Raw genomic sequence first — 20,831 nt, forward strand, 5'->3', positions numbered from 1 at the left:
ACAAAAAAGAAAGCGCAGCGCGCTGAAGGTATGGGAGAAGAACATGGCCGGTTTGCCGAGCACGGCGCGCGTGGTGATCATCGGAGGCGGTGCCGTCGGCGCGTCCTCGCTCTATCATCTCGCCAAGGCGGGCTGGACCGACTGCGTGCTCCTGGAAAAAAACGAGCTGACCTCCGGCTCGACCTGGCATGCCGCCGGCAATGTGCCGACCTTCTCCTCGTCCTGGTCGCTGATGAACATGCAGCGCTATTCGACCGAGCTTTATCGCGGCCTGGCCGAAGCGGTCGACTATCCCATGAACTATCACGTCACCGGCTCGCTGCGGCTCGCCCACTCGGTCGAGCGCATGCAGGAATTCCAGCGCGCCAAGGGCATGGGCCGCTATCAGGGCATGGACATCGACGTCGTCGGCGTCGACGAGATCAAGCGCCGCTATCCCTTTATCGAAACCCATGATTTGAAAGGCGCGCTGTACGATCCGAGCGACGGCGACATCGATCCGGCGCAGCTCACCCAGGCATTGGCCAAGGGCGCGCGCGACATGGGCGCCAGGATCATCCGCTTCTGCCCGGTCACCGGCGTGCGCCGCGAGGCCGACGAATGGGTGGTCGAGACGGCACAAGGCGAGATCCGCTGCGAGATCGTCGTCAATGCCGCCGGTTACCGCGCCGCCGAAGTAGGCCGAATGTTCGGCCGCGACGTGCCGATGATGGTGATGAGCCATCAGTACATCTTGTTCGAGGAGATCCCCGAGCTGGCCGCCTGGTCCAGGGAACAGGGCCAAAAACTGCCGCTGCTGCGCGATGTCGACACCTCCTACTACCTGCGCCAGGAAAAGAACGGCATGAATCTCGGCCCCTATGAGCGCAATTGCCGCGCGCATTGGGCAACCCACAACGATCCGATGCCGGAGGACTTTTCCTTCCAGCTATTCCCCGACGATCTCGACCGGCTGGAGCATTATCTGGCCGACGCTGTCGCCCGCGTGCCGATCCTGGGCACGGCAGGCCTGTCCAAGGTCATCAACGGCCCGATCCCCTACACGCCGGACGGCAATCCGCTGATCGGCCCGATGCCGGGCGTCCCCAACGCCTTCGAGGCCTGCGTCTTCACCTTCGGCATTGCCCAGGGCGGCGGCGCCGGCAAGGTGCTGGCCGAATGGGTGACGCAAGGCCAGACCGAATGGGACATGTGGTCGTGCGATCCGCGCCGCTTCACCTCGTTTGCATCGGCTCCCGATTACTGCGTCGCCAAGGGCATGGAGATCTACGGCAACGAATATGCCATCCAGTTTCCACGCCACGCCTGGCCGGAGGGTCGCGACCGCAAACTGTCGCCGATCCACGACCGCATCAAGGCGCTCGGCGCCCGCTTCGACGCCTATAATGGCTGGGAGCGCGCCACCTGGTACGCGCAGGACGGCGACGACATCTCCGAGGAAGCCACGCTGACCTTCCGCCGCGAGGGGCCGTGGCACCATCGCGTGCGCGAAGAGTGCCTCGCCGTGCGCGACGCGGCCGGCATTTTGGACCTGCCGGGCTTTTCGCGCTTCAACCTCGAGGGTCCGGGTGCCGCCGAATGGCTGGGCCTGCAGGTCACCGGCCTGGTGCCCAAGCCCGGCCGCATTGGCCTCGTCTATTTCGCCGACGACAAGGGCCGCATCGTCACCGAAATGTCCGTCGTGCGCCACGACGAGAATGTGATGACGCTGATCACCGCCGCGGTCGCGCAATGGCACGATTTCGAATGGCTGAAATCGCGCATGCCCAGGGATGCGGCCTTCAAGCTGATCGACCGGACCGAGGAATTCTCCACCCAGATCCTGGCCGGTCCAAACTCGCGAAAAATCCTCGCCGACGTCTGCGAAGCCGACCTCGCTTTGCCATGGCTGACGCATCAGGAAACGAAGATCGCCGGCCGCTGGGCGAAGCTTGTGCGCGTGTCCTTCGCCGGCGAACTCGGTTGGGAGATCCACACCAGGGTCGACGACACCGCCGCCATCTTCGACGCTGTCTGCGCCGCTGGCCAGAAGCACGGGCTGAAACCGTTCGGCATGTACGCGCTGGACTCACTCAGGCTCGAAAAAGGCTACCGCACCTGGAAGGGCGACCTCTCAACCGACTATTCGATCCTGCAGGGCGGGCTGGAGCGCTTCGTCAAATGGGACAAGCCCGAGTTCCGAGGCAAGGCGGCGCTCCAGAACGAGAAACAGCAAGGTGTGAAGAAGCGTTTCGTCACGCTGGTTGTCGAAAATCCCGGCGATTGCGACGCGCCCTACATGTCGACGCTGTGGCATGGCGGACAGATTGTTGGCGAGACGACGTCCGGCGGCTGGGGGCATCGCATCGACAAGTCGATCGCGCTCGGCATGTTGCGCATGGATTTGACCGAGCCCGGCACATCAGTCGAGGTCGAAATCTTCGGCGACCGTTTCAAGGCGGTCGTGCAGAAGGATGAACCTTTGTGGGATCCCAAGAACGAGAGGCTGAGAGCCTGATGCCAAAACCATCATCGCGCATTTCCGGCATCGTGCCCTCGGGCAAGGATGGCTGGGAAGTCCATTTCGAAGCCTGGACCCGCAAGGAAGCCGGCGAGGACATCATCATGCTCTCGGTCGGCGACCACGACTTCGACACGCCTGCGGAAACGATCGAAGCCTGCGTGACCGCGGTTCGCGGCAGCAATCACCACTACACCCCGCTTCCCGGCCTGCCGCGCCTGCGCAAGGCGATGGCGGCAGCCTCGACCGCTTGCACCGGCGTTGCGACCAACCCCAACCAGGTGATCGCCACGCCGGGTGGGCAGGCCGCGCTCTATGCCGCCGTGCAGGCCGTGCTCGACCAGGGCGACCACGCCATCGTGGTGGCGCCTTACTACGCTACCTATCCCAACACCTTCAGTGCGGCCGGCGCCGATTTCACCGTGGTCGAGACGCCCGCCGAGGACGGCTTCCAGCCGCGCGCCGACATGATCCGCGCGGCAATTCGGCCGAACACCCGCGCCATCCTGATCAACACGCCGAACAACCCGACGGGCGCGGTCTATTCGCGCCAGCGGCTGGAAGAGCTGGCGCAAATCTGCAGGGAGTACGATCTCTGGCTGCTTTCTGACGAGGTCTACTGGACGCTGGGCGGCGGCGAGCATGTCTCGCCGCGCTCGCTGCCCGGCATGGCCGAGCGCACGCTGGTCATCAATTCGATGTCCAAGAGCCACGGCATGACCGGCTGGCGCATGGGCTGGCTGACGGGTCCGGAGGAGATGATCACGCTACTGGTCAATCTCAATCTTGTGACCACCTACGGCCTGCCGGCCTTCATTTCGATCGCCTGTGCCGAGGCGCTGGAGAATGGCTATGGCGTCAAGGAGATCGCCGAACGCTATGCGGCGCGCCGCACCGTCTTCCTCGATGCCGTGCGCGGCATGAACAATGTCAGCGTTCGCGGTTCCGAGGGCGGCATGTATGTCATGCTCGATATATCAGCCGTCGAATCCGACGACGAGAAATTCGCCTTCGCCTTGCTCGACAAGGAAAAGGTCGGCGTGATGCCCGGCTCGAGTTTCGGCGAGGCGGCCGCCGGCCACATCCGCGTCAGCCTCTGTCAGCCCGAGCCCGTGCTGCGGGAAGCAGCGCTGCGGCTGCGACGCTTTGTTTCCAGCTATCGCCGCGAGGCCGCATGAACACCCCTGCCCCCAAAACCATCCCCACCAAAGCCCGCGCCGTCATCATCGGCGGCGGCGTCTCCGGCTGTTCGGTCGCCTATCACCTCGCCAAGCTCGGCTGGACCGACATCGTGCTGCTGGAACGCAAGCAGCTGACCTCGGGCACGACATGGCACGCCGCCGGCCTGATCGGCCAGTTGCGCGGCTCGCAGAACATGACGCGGCTGGCGAAATATTCGGCAGACCTCTACGTCAAGCTGGAAGCCGAGACAGAAGTCGGCACCGGCATGCGCCAGGTCGGCTCGATCACCGTGGCGCTGACCGAGGAGCGCAAGCACGAGATCTATAGGCAGGCGTCTCTCGCCCGTGCCTTCAATGTCGACGTGCGCGAGATTTCGCCCAATGAAGTCAAGCAGATGTACCCGCATCTCAATGTGTCCGACGTGGTCGGCGCCGTGCATCTGCCGCTCGACGGACAATGCGACCCCGCCAACATCGCCATGGCGCTGGCCAAGGGCGCACGCCAGCGCGGCGCCACCATCGTCGAGAATGTGAAGGTCACCAAGGTCCATACCAAGGCCGGCCGCGTCACCGGCGTGTCGTGGGCGCAAGGTGAAGACCAAGGCATGATCGAGGCCGATATCGTCGTCAACTGCGCCGGCATGTGGGCGCGCGAACTCGGCGCCCAGAACGGCGTCACCATCCCGCTGCATGCCTGCGAGCATTTCTATCTCGTCACCGAGCCGATCCCCGGCCTCTCCCGCTTGCCCGTCCTGCGCGTTCCCGACGAGTGCGCCTACTACAAGGAAGATGCCGGCAAGATGATGCTCGGCGCCTTCGAGCCGGTGGCGAAACCATGGGGCATGGACGGCATCCGCGAGGATTTCTGCTTCGACCAGTTGCCCGAAGACATGGACCACTTCGAACCCATCCTCGAAATGGGCGTCAACCGTATGCCGATGCTGGCGACAGCCGGCATCCATACCTTCTTCAACGGCCCCGAAAGCTTTACGCCGGACGACCGCTACTATCTCGGCGAAGCGCCCGAGCTGTCCGGCTACTGGATGGCGACCGGCTACAATTCGATCGGCATCGTCTCTTCCGGCGGCGCCGGCATGGCGCTGGCGCAGTGGATCAATGACGGCGAAGCGCCCTTCGACCTGTGGGAAGTCGACATCCGCCGCGCCCAGCCGTTCCAGAAAAACCGCCGCTATCTCAAGGAGCGCGTCTCGGAGACGCTCGGACTGCTCTATGCCGACCATTTCCCCTATCGCCAGATGGCGACGTCGAGGAATGTCAGGCGTTCGCCCCTGCATGAGCATTTGAAGGCCCGTGGCGCCGTGTTCGGCGAGGTCGCCGGCTGGGAGCGCGCCAACTGGTTCGCTCGTGAGGGACAAGAGCGCGAATACCGCTACTCGTGGAAACGGCAGAACTGGTTCGACAACCAGCGCGAGGAACACCTTGCGGTCAGGAACGGCGTCGGCCTGTTCGACATGACCTCGTTCGGCAAGATCCGCGTCGAGGGCCGCGATGCCTGCGCCTTCCTGCAAAGACTGTGCGCCAACGACATGGACGTTGCGCCGGGCAAGATCGTCTACACCCAGATGCTCAACCGGCGCGGCGGTATCGAGAGCGACCTGACGGTCTCGCGGCTGTCGGAAACCGCCTACTTCCTCGTCGTGCCGGGTGCCACGCTGCGGCGCGATCTGGCATGGCTGCGCAAGCACCTGGCCGACGAATTTGTTGTCATCACCGATGTGACGGCGGCCGAAAGCGTGCTGTGCCTGATGGGACCGGACGCGCGGAAGCTGATCCAGAAGGTCAGCCCGAACGATTTCTCCAACGAAGCCAACCCGTTCGGCACGTTCCAGGAAATCGAGATCGGCATGGGCATGGCCCGTGCGCACCGCGTCACCTATGTCGGCGAACTCGGCTGGGAGCTCTATGTCTCGACCGACCAGGCCGCCCATGTCTTCGAGGCGATCGACGAGGCGGGGGCGGATGTCGGCCTGAAGCTTTGCGGCCTGCACACGCTGGATTCCTGCCGCATCGAAAAGGCCTTCCGGCATTTCGGCCACGACATCACCGACGAGGACGATGTGCTGGAAGCCGGCCTGGGCTTCGCGGTGAAAACGGCGAAGGGCGATTTCATTGGCCGTGATGCCGTGCTGCGGAAGAAGGAAGCCGGATTGAACCGCAGGCTGGTCCAGTTCCGCCTGAAGGACCCGCAACCGCTGCTTTTCCACAACGAGGCGATCCTGCGCGACGGCAAGATCGTCGGCCCGATCACCTCGGGCAATTACGGCCATCACCTCGGCGGCGCCATCGGGCTGGGCTATGTGCCGTGCCAGGGCGAGAGCGAGGCGGAGGTGCTGGCCTCATCCTACGAGATCGAGATCGCCGGTGAGCGCTTTGCCGCCGAAGCATCGTTGAAGCCGATGTATGATCCGAAGGCGGAGCGGACCAGGATGTAGCGCCTTACCCTCCCCCTGGTGGGGAGGGTCGGCTCGCAGTCGGAGCAAAGCGGAGATTGCGAGACGGGGTGGGGGGTAGCGCCCTACGAGACCCCCACCCCGCTTCGCAAAAGCCGCCCCAAGCGGCATTTGCTGCGCGACCCTCCCCACAAGGGGGAGGGTAAAGTCCCTCAAAACCGCTCCAGCTTCGCCCTCACCTTCGCCAAAAACGCGGCCCGGCTCCCTGGCGTCGAGGAATCCATCAGATAGTGCGCCAGGAAGAAGGTCCGGCAACGCGTCGCGCACAGCGCCCGCATACCGCGCAGCAGGGTCTTGCGGCCGGGCTGTCCGACGACGACGCTCCACCAGGTCGGCGCGCCGCAGGTGGTGATGACACCAACCTTGGTCACATGCGTCATCAGCGACTTGATCCGTCCCTTGCCAGCCGGCAGCTTGAAGGCGACATCGGTCGCCCACACACGGTCGAGCCAGCCCTTCAGCATCGCCGGCAGCCCGTACCACCAGGTCGGATAGACAAACAGGATCGCTTCGGCCCAGTTGAGCAACTCGAAATGCGGCTTCAACGCCGGGTCCTGCGGCGCCTGGTCATTGTAGGAGCGCCGCTCGTCGCAACCCATTACCGGATTGAAGTTCTCGGCATAGAGGTCGAGCAAACGCACCTCCCAGCCCCTCGCCTTCAACACCTCGACGGCGCTGTCGCGAATGGACGCGCAGAAACTCTCCGGCACCGGATGGCAGTAAACCACCAGCGCGCGCATCAGAATGCGTCCATGTTGGCCGCGACCTTGGCCGTGAAGGCCTCGCGCGTTTGGTCGGTCGACAGGTTCATTGCATAGTGAGCGAGATAGGTCACCGGCGCGCCCGGTTTTACGGTGGCGCGCAGCATTCGCTTGATCAATCTGCGTGGCGGATCGCCCATCAACGCAGCGCGGAACCGGCTGCCGCCATAGGTGGTGACCGCGGCGACCTTGCCAATTTTGTGCAGCGATGGCTGCACCTTGCCGTCGACCAGCTTGAAGGACACGCCGGGCAAGAAGACGCGGTCGAAAAAACCCTTCAGGATCGCCGGAAAGCCGTAGTTCCAGACAGGATAGGAAAGCACCAGCGCATCGGCCCGCAGCAGGCGCTCGACATAAGGCGCCACGGCATCGGCGGGACCGCGCCGATTGTGATAGTCCAGCCGCTCCTGGCGCGTCAGCCGCGGGTCGAAATCCTCGGCGTAGAGATCGCAGTCGTCGACCGTATGGCCCGCCGCCGTCAATCGCTCGACGATCATCCGGTGCAGGCCGGCATTGAAGCTGGTCTCGACCGGATGGGCGTAGAGCACGAGGATGTTCATCAGCCTGCCTTCTGCAGCCCCTTGAACAGAAACGACTTGCCCGAGCGGTAGTCGTAGTCCGGGTTCTCCCAGGCGATCATCTTGCCGGGGTTGAGCAGACCTTGCGGATCGGTCTCGCGCTTGAAGGCGAGTTGCACCTCGTCGGTCTGCTTCATGCCACCCTCTTCCAGCGTGTAGCGGTGCGGGTTGAAGATCCAACAGCCATTGTCCTCGTGGATGCGGATGATCTCGTCCAGCCGTTCCGCCGTGGTGAAGCGCACCAGTGGCAACCCCGCGACACCGATCGCGCCGTCAAAGCGGATGAATTCGAGATGTGCCGGCACCTCGTCGCCAAAGCGATCGACCATCGCCTTGACATGGGCGAGATGATCCGGCGACGGATAGCGCGCCTGCAAATAGGTGATATCAGGGTCGACCCTGATGGCGCGCAACGTCGTGTGGTTCCACGTCAGCTCATAGGCCGGCGGCAGCCCCTTGAGGTCGGCCTCCCGGTCAGCGCGGAAGACCATCTCGCCCTTGCTGCGTGCCGTGAAGGCGACAAAGGCATCCATCGCGTGTGGCGCGATCATGCACACGACGATGCTCTGTTCGCGCCGGAAAAACCGCTGGTGCCGCTTGAAATAGTCGTAAGGGACAGGTGCGGCAATCGGTGTGATCAACTTCGCCAGTATGCCGTCCTGGACGGCGAGGTCGTTGCCGAAGACTGCCGCGTCCATGAAATCGTCAAAGCCGACGATGACATCGATCCAGTCGTAGCTGGCGGTCAGCGGCATCTCGACCTCGGTGATGATGCCGTTGGTGCCGTAGGCGTGCATGACCTTCAGCACGTCCTCGCCGGCGAGATCCATGACGCGCGGCGCGGCCTCCATCGTCACGGTCCTCAGCCGGATGACATTGCCGAGATCACGCAAGCCACCCCAGCGGATCGAGCCGACACCGCCCGAACCGCCGGCGACAAAGCCGCCGATCGAGGCCGTGTTGTAGGTCGATGGCGAGATGCGCAACTCCTGGCCGGAATGCGCCCGCGTCGCCTTGTCGATATCGGCCAGCACCGCGCCCGGCCCGGTCACCACGCGCCCCGGCGCGATCGACTTGATCTCGTTCATCTCGGCGAGGTTGAGCACGACACCGCCTGAAAGCGGCATCGCCTGGCCGTAATTGCCGGTGCCGCTGCCGCGCGGCGTTACCGGCACGCCATGGCGATGACAGGCGGCAAGCACGCGGATCACCTCGGCCTCGCTCTTCGGCGTCACGATCAGGTCGCCGGTGACGTGGTCGAGCTGCTGCTTCAGCACCGGGCTGTACCAGTAGAAGTCGCGGCTCTTCTGCTGGACGATGGCTGGATTGTCGTCGAGCTTCAGGCCTTCGAGATCACGTTTGAGCGCCGAAACATCCATCATTCCACCATCAGTTCGTCGAGTTCGGCATAGTCGGGCAATTGCCGATCGATAGCACGACCGCCGCGCACGACGATGCGATCCGATTCGGGGCGCGACAGCAATTCGGTCCAGCTTCGACCTTTGAACAGGATGAAGTCGGCATCGCCACCAGCCGCAAGCGTGCCGAAACCATCGAGCCGCATCACCCTGGCCGGCGTCGCGGCGACCGCTTGCGGCCAGTCGGCGACCGGATGATCGAAATGCAGGATGCGCGTCGCCATGCGGTAGACCTCGAGCATGTCTAGGTCGCCATAGGCATAGAAGGGATCGCGTGTGTTGTCGGAGGCGACGGCGACCGGAATGCCCCTCGCCTTCATCTCGTGCAGCAGCGTCACGCCACGCCAGCGCGGCGTGGTATGATCGCCGCGTCGATCCTGCAGATATAGATTGCACATCGGTAGAGAAACGACTGCCAATCCCGCTTTCGCCACCTTGTCCAGCGTGTCCAGCACATCGAGGTCCGGCTGGCGCGCCAGCGAGCAGCAATGGCCGACGAGGATGTTGCCCTCGAAGCCGCTCCACAGAGCGGCCTCGGCGATCTTCTTGAGCGAGATCGCGGCAACGTCGTCGGTCTCGTCCGCATGGAAATCGAGATCGAGGCCATGCTGGATGGCTTGCGCGAAGACGTGGTCGAGCAGCTCTTCCAGGTCCGGCACCATATAGGTGACGACACCGAGAACACCCTTGGCGGCGGCAACCCTTTTCGCCAAGCTGTCGAACCACCTCCTGTCGCGCACGCCCTCGATGCCGAGCAGGCACGCGCCCTGCAGTTCGATGCGGCCGCGCCATGTCTCGCGCATCGTCTCGAACACCGGCCAGGAGATCTCCTCCTGCGGCGCGACGCTGTCGAGATGGGTGCGCAGCGCCCTGGTGCCGTGCGCGTAGGCCGAGCGCAGGGAAAAATCCATGCGCCGCGCCACGTCCTCGGCGCTCCAGCGGGCAGCGCGATCGGCGCCGGTGGCATTCAGCGCTCCCATGAACGTGCCATCGGGATTGGGTTTTCGCGGCCAGATATGGCCCTTGTCTATATGCGTGTGGCAGTCGATGAAGCACGGCAGAACGATGCGGCCCGCGAGGTCGATAGCATCGGCAGGCGCTTTCGATCGGCCATGCGCGGTGATGCTGGAAATCTTGCCGTCGGCGACGGCGATGTCGGCAAGCCCGAAGCCGTCGCGGTCGAAAGCAGCGCCAAATTCCGGTGTCAGGGACGCATGAAGCCGGGCGTTGGCGAGCCGGTATGAACCTGTGTTCGGGATCAAGGCACTAGCGCTCCTGCTTCAGCGCGCTTTCGTGCCAGCGCCGGAGAATGAGATGCGAAATCAGCGACAGCACCAGGAAGATTAGGATGCCGGTGAGCGAGATCAGGAACAGCGCCGCGAACAGCCGTGGTGCATTCAGCCGGTAGCCAGCCTCGATGATACGCGAGGCGAGCCCCGACGACTGGCCGGTGGCGCCAGCGACGAACTCGGCCACCACCGCGCCGATCAGCGACAGGCCGCCGGCGATCTTCAACCCGCCCAGGAAATACGGCATCGCCGCCGGCAGGCGCAGATACCGCAACTGCTGCCAGCGCGTCGCGCCATTGAGCTTGAACATGTCGCGCAGATTGCGGTCGACGGAGTTGAGGCCGAGCGTTGTGTTGGAGAGGATCGGAAAGAAGGCGACGATCCAGGCGCACAGCAGAAGCTTGGTCGTCTGGTTGTCGACATAGATGTTGATCAGCGGAAAGATCGCCACGATCGGCGTCACCTGCAGCACGATGGCGAACGGGAAGAACGACATCTCCACCCATTTTGATTGCGCGAACAGCACCGCCAGCCCGACTCCGCCAACGACAGCGAGAAGCAGGCTGAGGAAGGTGATGCGCAAGGTGACCAGCAGAGAGGAGAACAGCAGGCCGGCATCGATGTAGAGCGTCGACAACACGACGCCGGGGCGCGGCAGGATGTATTGCGGGATCGCGTTCCACACGCAGATGCGATCCCACGACCAGATCGCCAGGATCATGATCGCCAGCGGCAGAACCCATCGGCCGATCCGCTCGAGCCGCTCCTGGCGCACCCGACGCGCTTCCTCGGGATCGAGTTTGAGAACCCCCTCGTCAATGGCCGTCATGATGCGCGCCTGCTGTTGATTTGATGGCGTTGACCAGCACATCGGAGGTCTGCCGGCAAAGCGCCGCATAGTCGGGCGAGGTGCGAAACGCCTCGTCGCGTGGATAGGACGCCTCGATCGCGAGTTCGTCGAACACCCGGCCCGGCCGCGCCGCCATGACGACGACGCGGTTGGAGAGAAAGACGCTTTCAAAGACGCTGTGCGTGACGAAGACGACGGTGAAGCGCTCGTCCTGCCACAATTCGAGCAGATCGTTGTTCAGCTTGAAGCGCGTGATCTCATCGAGTGCCGCGAACGGCTCGTCCATCAACAGCACCCGCGGTTTCGTCACCATGGCGCGCGCGATCGAGACGCGCATCTTCATGCCGCCGGAGAGTTCGCGCGGCACCGCGTCCTCGACGCCGGTCAGGTGCACCCGCGCCAGCATCTCCATCACCGCCGGGGCCGCCTTGGCGCGGCTGACGCCCTTCAGCCGGAGCGGCAGCCAGACATTGTCGAAGACACTGGCCCAGGGCAGCAGCGTCGGCTCCTGGAAGACGAAGCCGATGTTCGAGCGATCGAGCGAGCCCTCGGCGCGCCAGTCGAGCACGCCGGAGGTCGGCGTCGACAGGCCGGCAATCAGCCGCAACGCCGTCGACTTGCCGCAGCCGGACGGTCCGAGCAGGCTGAGGAAATCGCCTTCCCGGATCGTCAGGTTGACGTCGCTGAGCGCCGTCACGCCATTGGAAAAGACCTTGCCGACGCCGCGCAGCGCCAGCAATGTCGGAGCGACGTCCGACACACTTGCCGGCGCTTGCGCCACCTTTTCCCTCATCATGCCTGGACCGGCCTATTTCTTCAGCTCGAGCCCGACACCCTTGTTGACGAAGGTCAGTGTGTAGGCCTTCTTGATGTCGATGCCTTCAGGCGTGACCTTGGCCTTGACCATCTTGTCGTAGAAGCTCTTGATCCGTTCGTCGGTCATGGCGCCGATACCGAGCTTGTCGGTGTCGCCGGAATCGGCAAGGCCGAACTTCTTCATCTGCTCGATCGAGAAGGCGATCTGGTCGTCCGTCATGTCAGGATTGTCTTTCTTGATCATGTCGTTGGCGGCCTTGTTGTCGCCGTAGAGATATTTGTACCAGCCCTTGGCCGAGCCATCGACGAAGCACTGGACCACCTCGGGCTTCTTGTCGATCGTATCCTGCATCACTTCGACCGTCGTCGAGTAGGTGTCCCAGCCATAGTCGGCGAGCAGGAACTGGTTCGGCACGAAGCCGCCTTCCTTCTTGACCGCGAACGGCTCGGAGGTGACGTAACCCTGCTGGATCGACTTCTTGTTGGCGAGGAAAGGCGCGGTGTTGTAGGTGTAGGGCGCGCGCTTGGCGGCGTCGAAGCCGAGCTCGATGACCATCCACTGGAAGAAGGTCTGCGCACCCTCGTCGCCCAATATGTACTGGTCGGCGTTCTTCAGATCCTCCCATTTGTCGAGCCCCTCGCCGGGGTGGGACATGATGACCTGCGGATCCTTCTGGAAGTCGGCCGCCACCACCCGCATCGGAATGCCTTGCTGGACGGCATCGAAAGCCGACAGCAAATTGCCGCCCATGTAGAAATCGATCTTGCCGGCAAGCAGCATCGGCCGCCCGCTGACCTGCGGGCCGCCCTGCATGATGGTGACGTCGAGGCCGCAAGCGGCGTAGGTGCCGTCCGCCACGGCCTGATAATATCCGCCATGTTCCGGCTCGGCCAACCAGTTGGTGCCGAAGGTGACTTTTTCATTCGCCGCCGCGCCGAACGTGCTGGCCGCAAGCAGGGCCACCACCGCCACCGAGATCTTCTGTTTTCCGTACATCGACACCACCCTTTGTTTGCTCCGGCGCGCCACGCGCCGGGCTCGACACCAAAGATTCAAGAAGCAAGACACATGCCACCGGCGCCTCGCACCGGGACCGCCCGCGTGAACGACATTGCCATGCCGGAGGCGGACGGGTCATGCTGTACGGAAGGCATCGTGCCTATTTTTTGAACGCCTGTCCACAATCGCCCCAGCGACATGCATTGCCATCTTGAAGGTGTAACGCATCCGGTCTTAGGCTGCCCGGAGACAGGAGATTGCCATGTTCAAATTTCTGAAGCCAGCGTCGATCAAGCCGCCCTTCGCCCGCTACAGCCACGGCGTCGAGGTGCCGCCCGGAAAACGCCTGGTCATGTGTTCCGGCCAGCTCGGCATCCGGTCCGACGACTTCGTCCCGGAAGATGCCGGCGCTCAAACCGAGCTTTGCTTTGCCAACATCAGCGCGATTCTGGCCGAGGCCGGATTGGGCTTGAAGGACATCGTGCGCATCAATGCCTTCGTCTCCGATCGCACCTATCTGCAATCCTATATGGATGTTCGCAACAGGCTGTTCTCCGATCCCGCGCCGGCCTCGACGCTGATGATCGTCTCCGGTTTTGCCCGGCCGGAATTCAAGGTCGAGGTCGAGACCATCGCGGCTGGGTAAAAGGTCTCGGCGGGACGCTACGAATCGACCGACCAATAGTCTAGAGTTACGAAAAGTTCGCGCTGCCCTCATCCGCCCGCCAGCACCTTCGCCCCGTATAGTGACGGGGAGAAGGTAAGGGTGGGGGGCGGCGCCAACGCAGGATCAGTTCCGTCGAGGCCCGAAATGAACGAAACAAAAAGACGCGTCTGGTGGGGCGACTACCGGACCACCGAATATGCCTCGATCGACCCGGAGGCGACGATCGCCGTGCTGCCGCTGGCGGCGATCGAACAGCATGGTCCGCATCTGCCGGTTTCGACCGACACCTCGATCATGAACGGCATGCTCGACACGGTCATCGCCCGCTTGCCCGACGATCTCGACATCCGCATCCTGCCGGTCCAGGCGGTGGGCAAGTCGAACGAGCATCTTCACGCACGGGGCACCCTCACTCTGCCGGCACCGACATTGATCGAGGCCTGGACCGAACTGGGCCAGTCGATCGCACGTGCCGGCGTGCGCAAGCTGATCGTCGTCAACTCGCATGGCGGAAACGAGGAGATCATGGGCATCGTCACGCGTGAATTGCGCGTGCGCGAAAAGATGCTGGCGGTGAAGACCAGCTGGCAACGTTTTGGCCGGCCGGCCGGCATGTATACCGAGCTCGAGGACCGCCACGGTATCCATGGTGGCGATGTTGAGACCTCGCTGATGCTGCATTTCCGGCCGGATCTCGTCGACATGGCCAAGGCCGACAATTTCGTTTCCAACGTTGCCAGGGCCGAGAAGGAATTCTCCTTGCTGCGCCACACCGGCACCCATGCCTTTGCCTGGATCGCCAGCGATCTCAACGCGAATGGCGTGGTCGGCGACGCCAGCATCGCGACAGCCGAGAAAGGCCGATTGACCGCGGAGCATCAAGCCGATGGCTTCATCAGCCTGCTGCGGGATGTGCGCAAGGCAAAGCTCGCCGATTGGCTGAAGTAGTCGGCTACATATCGATACTCAGCGCGAAGGGTGTGCCTTCGAACGCGTCGGCGCCGCGCCCGATCGCCTGGATCGCCTCGATCATGCGGCCGTCGCGACCGAGCAGCGCGTCGGCGACCGCGATCAGCCGCGGATTGGGTGTCGCCGATGGCGACAGCGCCCGCAACGTCCGTGCCAGTTCGGCCTCGTCGCGTTTCGGCGCCAGCGCGGCCGCTATGATGTAGGCCGAGGCGGTCGAGCGGCTGATGCCGGCATAGCAATGCACGACCATCGGCCTTGCCCGGTCCCAGCGGCGCCCGAAATCGAGCAGGTTGCGGACATGCTCCTCGCCCGGCATGGTCATGCCGTCCTGCGCCACCGCGATGTCATGCATGACCAGATGCAGATGATTTTCCCTGGCGATCGAGGCTGGGCGCACCACCTCAGTTCCCGCTGCCAGCAGGGACAACAGCCTCTCAGCGCCGGTCCTCGCAACCGTTTCCTCGACTTTTGCCAGCGAACAGACATGGATCATCATCACGCGATCTCCCTGGCGTCATCGTCGCGCCGTGACGCCCAGCCGGCAAGAGCGGATTCGAGCCGCTGCCATTCCTCCTGACTCCCCGGCAGGCCGGCGCGCAGCACGTTTGGTCGGCCAGGGAAATGCCGAAGCAGGATGCCGCGCTCGCCAAGCGCGGAAAACAGGCCGGCGGCATCCGGCAGACTGACATAGCGGAACAGCGTGGTACCGCCCGCGACGGGAACGCCGAAGCGGCCAAACAGCCCATCGAGCCGCGCCGCTGCATCCGCCAGGGATGACCGCATCGCGTCCTGCCAGCCGATATCGGCAAGCGCGCGGATGCCGTATTCCAGCGCCGGGCCGGCGACGGCCCATGGTCCGAATTGCATGTCCAGCCGTCGGACCGTCGGCGCATCGGAAAACGCGAATCCGAGCCGCAAACCGGCCAGGCCAAAGAACTTGCCGAACGAGCGCAGCACGACGATGCCGCCCTGGTCGACATCGCCGGCGAGGCTGTGCTGACGCGGGCCGACATCCATGAACGCCTCGTCGACGACGAGCAGCCCGCCCTTGGCGTGCATTCCGGCGGCCAGCGCCAGCAGCCTGTCGCGCTCGATGACCCGTCCATCCGGATTGTTGGGATTGACGACGATGGCAAGATCGGCTCCCGCCAGAGCCGCGAAATCGTCGACTTCCGTCACCGCGTGCCCGGCGATCGCCGCTGCCCGCGCATGTTCGGCATAGGTCGGCCCCAGCACCAGCGCCTTGCCGGGCGCGATCAGCGATGCGACGCGCGGCAACAGGATCTGCGTGCCGGGGGCTGCCACGATGTTGTCCGGCGAAGGCGCGCCATAGGCGCTGGCCGCGACCTCAACAAGGTCGCGGGTTCGCGCCGCTTCCGGCAGCCGCAACAGGATGGTGGCGGGCAGGTCGAAAAGCGGATAGGAGTGCGGATTGATACCGGTCGAGAGGTCGACGAAAGGCAGCACGGCGCTGGGGAAAAGCGCCCTCGCCCGGCCAAGGCTTCCGCCGTGATCCACCGCCGCCACCGCTCCATCAAGAAGCTTCATGTCAGTCCTGATCGCTTTCCTGTCATTGGCCGTCGAATTCGTCCTGGGCTACCCGGACTGGTTGTTTCGCGCCATCGGCCATCCGGTGACGTGGTTTGGCAGGCTGATATCCTTTCTCGACCGCAGGCTCAACCGTGCGACTGATCCCGACGCGCTGCGTCGCCGGCGTGGTATCCAGGCGCTGCTGGTCATCGTCCTGGTGCCGGCGGTGATCGGCCTCGGCGTGCAGATCCTGCTCTGGTTCATGCCCATGGGATTGTTCGTTGCCGCCATTCTGGCGACGTCGCTTTTGTCGCAGAAGAGCCTTTACGAGCATGTCGAGGCCGTGGCCGACGCGCTCGACACCGGTGGCTTGGCTTTGGGTCGTGTTGCCGTCTCGCGGATCGTCGGCCGCGATCCGGAAGCGCTCGACCGGGCCGGCGTCTGCCGCGCGGCGATCGAGAGCCTGGCCGAGAATTTTTCCGACGGCATCGTCGCGCCCGCCTTCTGGACCGGCGTCGGCGGCCTCGCCGGCGGCGCCGCCTACAAAGCCGCCAACACCGCCGATTCGATGATCGGCCACCGCACGCCGCGCCACGAGGCTTTCGGCTGGGCGGCGGCGCGCTTCGACGATTGGATCAACCTGCCGGCATCGCGGCTAACGGCGCTGCTGATCGTGCTGGCGGCTTTCCTGGTAAGGGGCGCCGATCCCCGCACCGCCTGGCACGCGGTGTGGCGCGACGCGAAGAAACACCGCTCACCCAATGCCGGCTGGCCGGAGGCGGCGATGGCCGGTGCGCTCGGTCTGGCGCTCGCCGGGCCGCGCAGCTATGGCGGCGTGCTGGTCGACGACGCCTTCATGGGCGAAGGCGGCCGGCGCGACGCAGACAGCATCGACATCAGGCGGGCGCTGAAGCTCTATCGCGTCGCCGACTATCTGCTGATCGGGCTGTTCGGACTGATCTCGGTGATTGTCATTGTGGCGTGATCTCACCCTCCCCCTTGTGGGGAGGGTCGGCGCGCGGCGCCGGGGTGGGGGGCGGCGGCGAGCACCCCCACCCCGCTCCGCTTCGCGGATCGACCCTCCCCACAAGGGGGAGGGTAAGAAGTTCAGAACTCGATCCCCTGCTGCGCCTTCACGCCGGCCGAGAAATGGTGCTTGGTCACGCCCATTTCGGTGACGAGGTCGGCAGCCTCGACCAGTGCCGGCTTGGCATTGCGGCCGGTGACGACGATATGCAGACCCTCGCGACGAGCCTTAAGCGCCGCAACCACCTTGTCGAGATCGAGGTAGTCGTAGCGCAGCGCGATGTTCAGTTCGTCGAGCACCAGCAGGCTGATCGACGGATCGGCCATCAGTTCGAGCACCTTGGCCCACGCAGCTTCGGCGGCGGCAATGTCGCGCTTCAGATCCTGTGTCTCCCAGGTAAATCCCTCGCCCATCGCATGCCAGACGACGCGGTCGCCGAAGGCGGCAAAGGCGTCTTTCTCGCCGGTATGCCATTTGCCCTTGATGAACTGGACGACGCCGACGCGCTTGCCATAGCCGAGCATCCGCAGCGCAAGACCAAAGGCGGCTGTCGTCTTGCCCTTGCCTGGGCCGGTGTTGACGATAAGCAGGCCCTTCTCGATGGTCTTGGCCGCGACCTCGGCATCCTGCACCGCCTTGCGCTTGGCCATCTTGGCGCGATGGCGTTCTTCTTCCTTTTGGTCGATCTCGGTCATGTCATTTCACCTTGAGCGGCAGCCCCGCCACCATCAGCAGCACCGTATCGGCGACCGCGGCGACCTGCTGGTTGAGCCGGCCGGCGGCATCGCGGAAACGGCGCGCCAGTGCATTGTCCGGCACGATGCCTTGCCCGACTTCATTGGAAACCACGAACCACGGCCCGCGTGGCCGCGACAGCAGAGCCGCCAGCCGCCGACATTCGAGGTCGAGATCATGTTCGGCCAGCATGTGATTGGTCAACCACAGCGTCAGGCAGTCGACAAGCACCGGCTGATTGTCCGGCACGGCCCCGAGCGCGCCAGTCAGATCGAGCGGCGCGTCGAGGGTCGTCCAGCCTTCGCCGCGTCGCGACCGGTGCAGCGCGATGCGTTCACGCATCTCGTCATCATAGGCTTGCGCCGTGGCGATATAGGTCCATGGCGAGCGCCAGGCCGTCGCCAGCGTTTCGGCGTGCGCGCTCTTGCCGGAGCGCGCACCGCCGATGATGAAGGTCAGCTTGCTGCGATCAGGCAAAGCTGTCGCGCAGGCTGGTCGCGGTGCCGGTGAAGCGGCCGCGCACCACCCCGACAACCACGCCAAGCACCAGCCAGAACACCAGATTGGTGAGCGTCACCGCCACCACGAACTGGTGGTGCAAGCCCTCCGGGATCGCTGTCTCGAAGCTGTCGGGCTGTGGCGCGCCGACGACATGCGGTGCCACGATCAAGGCCACACCCAGGATCGCCAGCGGCAGCGACTTGCGGAAGGCGATCAGGCCAAGGCCGGCCGCGGTCGCCGCAACCGTTGCCCACCACCAGATCTGGCGCTGGGTGAGATCGGCCGCCGGCATGGCCGGCAGTTCCGGCGGCAGGCCGAGGCCGGGCGCCAGCGTGAACACGGCAAAGCCGGCCAGTCCCCAGAATACGCCCTGACGCCAGTTGCCGATTCCCCCGGCGAATTCGGAAACCGCGACCAGGATCAGGGCGAAGCCGATTCCGGTGACGATATTGGCAAGCACGCTGAAAGCGAAACGCTCGAAACCGTCGGCCGGAGACCAGCCTTCGTCTTCCGCCGCCGGAGCAGCTGCTTGCGCCGGCGCCGGCGCGGCGGAACTCATGGCATTCCCCGCCGGGGCGGCCGTGCTCATGGCATTGGTATCCGTTGCGGCCGGTGCGGCATCGTCATGGTGATGGCCGCCGCCGGCCTGTTCGTAGACTTCCGCCTTCAGGATCAGCGGCACGGTGGCGTAGGCCTGCATGCTGGCGAGAACGACGCCGGCCACGAGCCCTGCGATCGCCGCGATGAACACGACGTTGCGAAACAGGTTCATGATGTCAGACCCTTGTCAGTGGCAGGGAAAGGCCATCGAGTGGCGATAGTCGTGGGCGGCATTGTGGACCGCATCGATATGCGAGAAGCCGACAAAGCCCATCACGAAAATGCCGAGAAACGCAGCAAGAGCCAGCTGCATGAAGCGCGACTGCGAGGAGACGGAAGCGCCGAGCGAGACGGAAGCGGTATTCATATCTTGTCCTTTCGCCCTCCACCCGAGGGCATCGAAGTCAGTTTCCTGTCGCCGGCAGGTCTCCTGGCTCGCGGTTCAGCGCCCTTCCCCACCTTCCCGAAGAGAAATCTTCAGTGGCATATGGAGAGGACTACCGCACACAGTTGCGGGGGCAGCCACGGCATTGGGCGAAACTCGCCCGCACCGCATTCCCTCTTGGCTCCAAAATGGAACCGACGACATCAGCGACTATAGGCAGAATCGTCGCCTCCGGCAAACCAAATTCCGCCGCCAACCATTGTGAATGCGTCGTGCCACCAGGCGGTCCACCGGTGCGGTAATTGACAATTTTCCTGGCCGGGTGTCGGCTGCCGCGTCACAGGACGCCAGCCATGCCCAGCCCGAGCCAGCACGATCCCTATAACGGCCTCACCCGGACCGAACCGACGCTGCCATCGTCAGCCTACTGGGACGCGGACAGCTATCAGCGCGACCTCGATGCGATCTGGTACAGAAGCTGGCTGCTCGTCTGCCGCGAAGCCGACCTGGCCCAACCGCTTTGCTTCCGCACCTTCCGCATCGGCACGCAGGAAATCGTCCTGTTGCGGGACGAGACCGGCGAACTGCGCGCCTTCCACAACACGTGCCGACATCGTGGCTCGCAGCTTTGCCAGGAAAGCGAGGGGCGGCTGAAGGCGCGGCTAATCACCTGCCCCTATCATGCCTGGTCCTACTCGTTGCGTGGCGATCTCGTGCGCGTGCCGTCGAAATCGCTGCCGGACGGCTTCGACAAGGCCAACCATCCGCTCTATCGCGTCGCGATGTCAGTGTGGCGCGGCTTCGTCTTCGTCAATTTGCAGGAGGACGCCGCCGGCGCGGCGCAGGCATCCTTCGACCCCGCCTCCGGCGATCTCGGCAACTGGCCGCTGGAGACACTGGTGAGCGGCCATGTGCTGCGCAAGGTGATGAACTGCAACTGGAAGATTTTTTGGGAGAACTTCAACGAATGCCTGCATTGCCCGGGCGTTCACAAGGACCTGTCGCGGCTGGTGCCGATCTATGGCCGCGGCCTGATGAGCCGGCACGACGACCCCGAATGGGCCCGCCACGCCGACAATGACGCGCCGGAGTTTTCCGGCGGCCTGCGCGCCGGCGCGCAGACATGGTCGCGTGACGGCCAGGCGCACGGGCCGGTCTTTGCCGGCCTGTCTCCCGCCGAACGCGCCGCCGGCCAGACCTATGCCACCAACCTGCCGTCGATGTTCATTGTCGGCCATGTCGACTATGTCAGGACCGTGCGGCTGGTGCCGCTTGGCCCCGAGCAGACCGAGCTTGTCGCCGAGTGGCTGTTTGCACCCGAGGCGCTCCCAGCGACCGATATGGACAACATCATCGCCTTTGGCCGCCAAGTGCTGGAAGAGGATGCGGCAATCTGCGAGGTCAACCAGAAGGGCCTGCGCTCGATGCGCCACAAGGCCGGCGTGCTGATGCCCGAGGAGTATGATCTGCACCGCTTCCACAACTGGGTGCGCGAGCGGCACGCGGCGCGCGATGCAACCGGCTAGTCGGCCTTCAGAATTCGCTCCGGCGAG

At 64.3% G+C, this 20,831-nt stretch carries 20 protein-coding genes and 1 riboswitch; of the genes, 7 read left to right on the plus strand and 13 right to left on the minus strand.

The features are described 5' to 3' along the window. Nucleotides 1–43: 43 nt before the first annotated feature. Genes OOJ09_RS17130 through OOJ09_RS17140 form a run of 3 tightly spaced genes read left to right on the plus strand, consistent with a single transcriptional unit; the run spans nucleotide 44 to nucleotide 6,134 of the window. Complete coding sequence (locus OOJ09_RS17130; RefSeq protein WP_269906309.1) at nucleotides 44–2,497, plus strand: GcvT family protein; 2,454 nt, start codon at nucleotides 44–46, stop codon at nucleotides 2,495–2,497. Further along, complete coding sequence (locus OOJ09_RS17135) at nucleotides 2,497–3,678, plus strand: pyridoxal phosphate-dependent aminotransferase (protein ID WP_269906310.1); 1,182 nt, start codon at nucleotides 2,497–2,499, stop codon at nucleotides 3,676–3,678. Before OOJ09_RS17130 ends, OOJ09_RS17135 begins: the two co-directional genes overlap by 1 nt. Beyond that, the gene (locus OOJ09_RS17140; protein ID WP_269906311.1) at nucleotides 3,675–6,134 is read left to right on the plus strand and encodes a GcvT family protein; all 2,460 of its coding nucleotides are present in this window, start codon (nucleotides 3,675–3,677) and stop codon (nucleotides 6,132–6,134) included. The genes OOJ09_RS17135 and OOJ09_RS17140 overlap by 4 nt, the downstream gene beginning before the upstream one ends. 170 nt (nucleotides 6,135–6,304) lie before the next feature. Here the strand turns inward: OOJ09_RS17140 and OOJ09_RS17145 are convergent, their stop codons facing one another. Genes OOJ09_RS17145 through OOJ09_RS17175 form a run of 7 tightly spaced genes read right to left on the minus strand, consistent with a single transcriptional unit; the run spans nucleotide 6,305 to nucleotide 12,861 of the window. Further along, nucleotides 6,305–6,892, minus strand: a complete 588-nt coding sequence (locus tag OOJ09_RS17145) for an NAD(P)H-dependent oxidoreductase (protein WP_269906312.1) — start codon at nucleotides 6,890–6,892, stop codon at nucleotides 6,305–6,307. Further along, nucleotides 6,892–7,473: an NAD(P)H-dependent oxidoreductase gene (locus OOJ09_RS17150; RefSeq protein ID WP_269906313.1), complete on the minus strand. Its 582-nt coding sequence runs from the start codon at nucleotides 7,471–7,473 to the stop codon at nucleotides 6,892–6,894. The genes OOJ09_RS17145 and OOJ09_RS17150 overlap by 1 nt, the downstream gene beginning before the upstream one ends. Next, entirely contained in the window at nucleotides 7,473–8,870 is a 1,398-nt protein-coding gene (locus OOJ09_RS17155) for an FAD-binding oxidoreductase (protein WP_269906560.1), read from the minus strand. Before OOJ09_RS17155 ends, OOJ09_RS17150 begins: the two co-directional genes overlap by 1 nt. After that, nucleotides 8,870–10,171 carry a cytosine deaminase gene (locus OOJ09_RS17160; RefSeq protein ID WP_269906314.1) on the minus strand — a complete coding sequence of 434 codons (1,302 nt, stop codon included), beginning with the start codon at nucleotides 10,169–10,171 and terminating at the stop codon, nucleotides 8,870–8,872. Before OOJ09_RS17160 ends, OOJ09_RS17155 begins: the two co-directional genes overlap by 1 nt. Nucleotides 10,172–10,175: 4 nt before the next feature. Further along, nucleotides 10,176–11,027: an ABC transporter permease gene (locus OOJ09_RS17165; protein WP_269906315.1), complete on the minus strand. Its 852-nt coding sequence runs from the start codon at nucleotides 11,025–11,027 to the stop codon at nucleotides 10,176–10,178. Then, nucleotides 11,014–11,844 carry an ABC transporter ATP-binding protein gene (locus tag OOJ09_RS17170; RefSeq protein ID WP_269906316.1) on the minus strand — a complete coding sequence of 277 codons (831 nt, stop codon included), beginning with the start codon at nucleotides 11,842–11,844 and terminating at the stop codon, nucleotides 11,014–11,016. The genes OOJ09_RS17165 and OOJ09_RS17170 overlap by 14 nt, the downstream gene beginning before the upstream one ends. A 12-nt stretch (nucleotides 11,845–11,856) precedes the next feature. Further along, nucleotides 11,857–12,861 carry an ABC transporter substrate-binding protein gene (locus tag OOJ09_RS17175; RefSeq protein ID WP_269906317.1) on the minus strand — a complete coding sequence of 335 codons (1,005 nt, stop codon included), beginning with the start codon at nucleotides 12,859–12,861 and terminating at the stop codon, nucleotides 11,857–11,859. A gap of 265 nt (nucleotides 12,862–13,126) precedes the next feature. On the opposite strand from OOJ09_RS17175, the gene OOJ09_RS17180 reads away from it, so the two are divergent. Together OOJ09_RS17180 and OOJ09_RS17185 are read left to right on the plus strand one after the other, a co-directional pair. Next, complete coding sequence (locus OOJ09_RS17180; protein ID WP_269906318.1) at nucleotides 13,127–13,510, plus strand: RidA family protein; 384 nt, start codon at nucleotides 13,127–13,129, stop codon at nucleotides 13,508–13,510. Nucleotides 13,511–13,675: 165 nt separating this feature from the next. Next, a complete protein-coding gene (locus OOJ09_RS17185) occupies nucleotides 13,676–14,479 on the plus strand; it encodes a creatininase family protein (RefSeq protein ID WP_269906319.1) in 804 nt (267 codons plus the stop codon). Between the two features lie 4 nt (nucleotides 14,480–14,483). On the opposite strand, the gene OOJ09_RS17190 is transcribed toward OOJ09_RS17185, so the two are convergent. Both OOJ09_RS17190 and cobD read right to left on the minus strand, forming a co-directional pair. After that, on the minus strand, nucleotides 14,484–14,993 hold the full coding sequence (locus OOJ09_RS17190) for a tyrosine phosphatase family protein (protein ID WP_269906561.1): 510 nt from the start codon (nucleotides 14,991–14,993) through the stop codon (nucleotides 14,484–14,486). A 2-nt stretch (nucleotides 14,994–14,995) separates the two neighbouring features. Next, nucleotides 14,996–16,048 carry a threonine-phosphate decarboxylase CobD gene (cobD, locus tag OOJ09_RS17195; RefSeq protein WP_269906320.1) on the minus strand — a complete coding sequence of 351 codons (1,053 nt, stop codon included), beginning with the start codon at nucleotides 16,046–16,048 and terminating at the stop codon, nucleotides 14,996–14,998. Between cobD and cbiB the strand changes: the two genes are divergently transcribed. Continuing rightward, nucleotides 16,047–17,015: an adenosylcobinamide-phosphate synthase CbiB gene (gene cbiB / locus OOJ09_RS17200; protein ID WP_269906321.1), complete on the plus strand. Its 969-nt coding sequence runs from the start codon at nucleotides 16,047–16,049 to the stop codon at nucleotides 17,013–17,015. The genes cobD and cbiB overlap by 2 nt on opposite strands. 122 nt (nucleotides 17,016–17,137) lie before the next feature. Here the strand turns inward: cbiB and cobO are convergent, their stop codons facing one another. From cobO to OOJ09_RS17220, 4 genes are read right to left on the minus strand one after another with little or no spacing between them, the layout of a single operon-like run. Beyond that, a complete protein-coding gene (gene cobO, locus OOJ09_RS17205) occupies nucleotides 17,138–17,752 on the minus strand; it encodes a cob(I)yrinic acid a,c-diamide adenosyltransferase (protein WP_091575528.1) in 615 nt (204 codons plus the stop codon). A 1-nt stretch (nucleotide 17,753) separates the two neighbouring features. Then, the gene (gene cobU / locus OOJ09_RS17210) at nucleotides 17,754–18,269 is read right to left on the minus strand and encodes a bifunctional adenosylcobinamide kinase/adenosylcobinamide-phosphate guanylyltransferase (protein ID WP_269906322.1); all 516 of its coding nucleotides are present in this window, start codon (nucleotides 18,267–18,269) and stop codon (nucleotides 17,754–17,756) included. Beyond that, complete coding sequence (locus OOJ09_RS17215) at nucleotides 18,262–19,065, minus strand: CbtA family protein (RefSeq protein WP_269906323.1); 804 nt, start codon at nucleotides 19,063–19,065, stop codon at nucleotides 18,262–18,264. Before OOJ09_RS17215 ends, cobU begins: the two co-directional genes overlap by 8 nt. Before the next feature lie 15 nt (nucleotides 19,066–19,080). Then, nucleotides 19,081–19,260 (minus strand): CbtB domain-containing protein, encoded by a 180-nt coding sequence (locus tag OOJ09_RS17220; RefSeq protein ID WP_091575531.1) that lies wholly within the window; start codon nucleotides 19,258–19,260, stop codon nucleotides 19,081–19,083. Nucleotides 19,261–19,295: 35 nt separating this feature from the next. Further along, a riboswitch (cobalamin riboswitch) is annotated at nucleotides 19,296–19,492 on the minus strand. Nucleotides 19,493–19,631: 139 nt separating this feature from the next. Here OOJ09_RS17220 and OOJ09_RS17225 point away from each other — a divergent pair. Continuing rightward, nucleotides 19,632–20,804 carry an aromatic ring-hydroxylating oxygenase subunit alpha gene (locus OOJ09_RS17225; protein ID WP_269906324.1) on the plus strand — a complete coding sequence of 391 codons (1,173 nt, stop codon included), beginning with the start codon at nucleotides 19,632–19,634 and terminating at the stop codon, nucleotides 20,802–20,804. Nucleotides 20,805–20,831: the final 27 nt, after the last annotated feature.

It is taken from the genome of Mesorhizobium qingshengii, assembly GCF_027563465.1.
Classification (GTDB): Bacteria; Pseudomonadota; Alphaproteobacteria; order Rhizobiales; family Rhizobiaceae; genus Mesorhizobium; species Mesorhizobium qingshengii_A.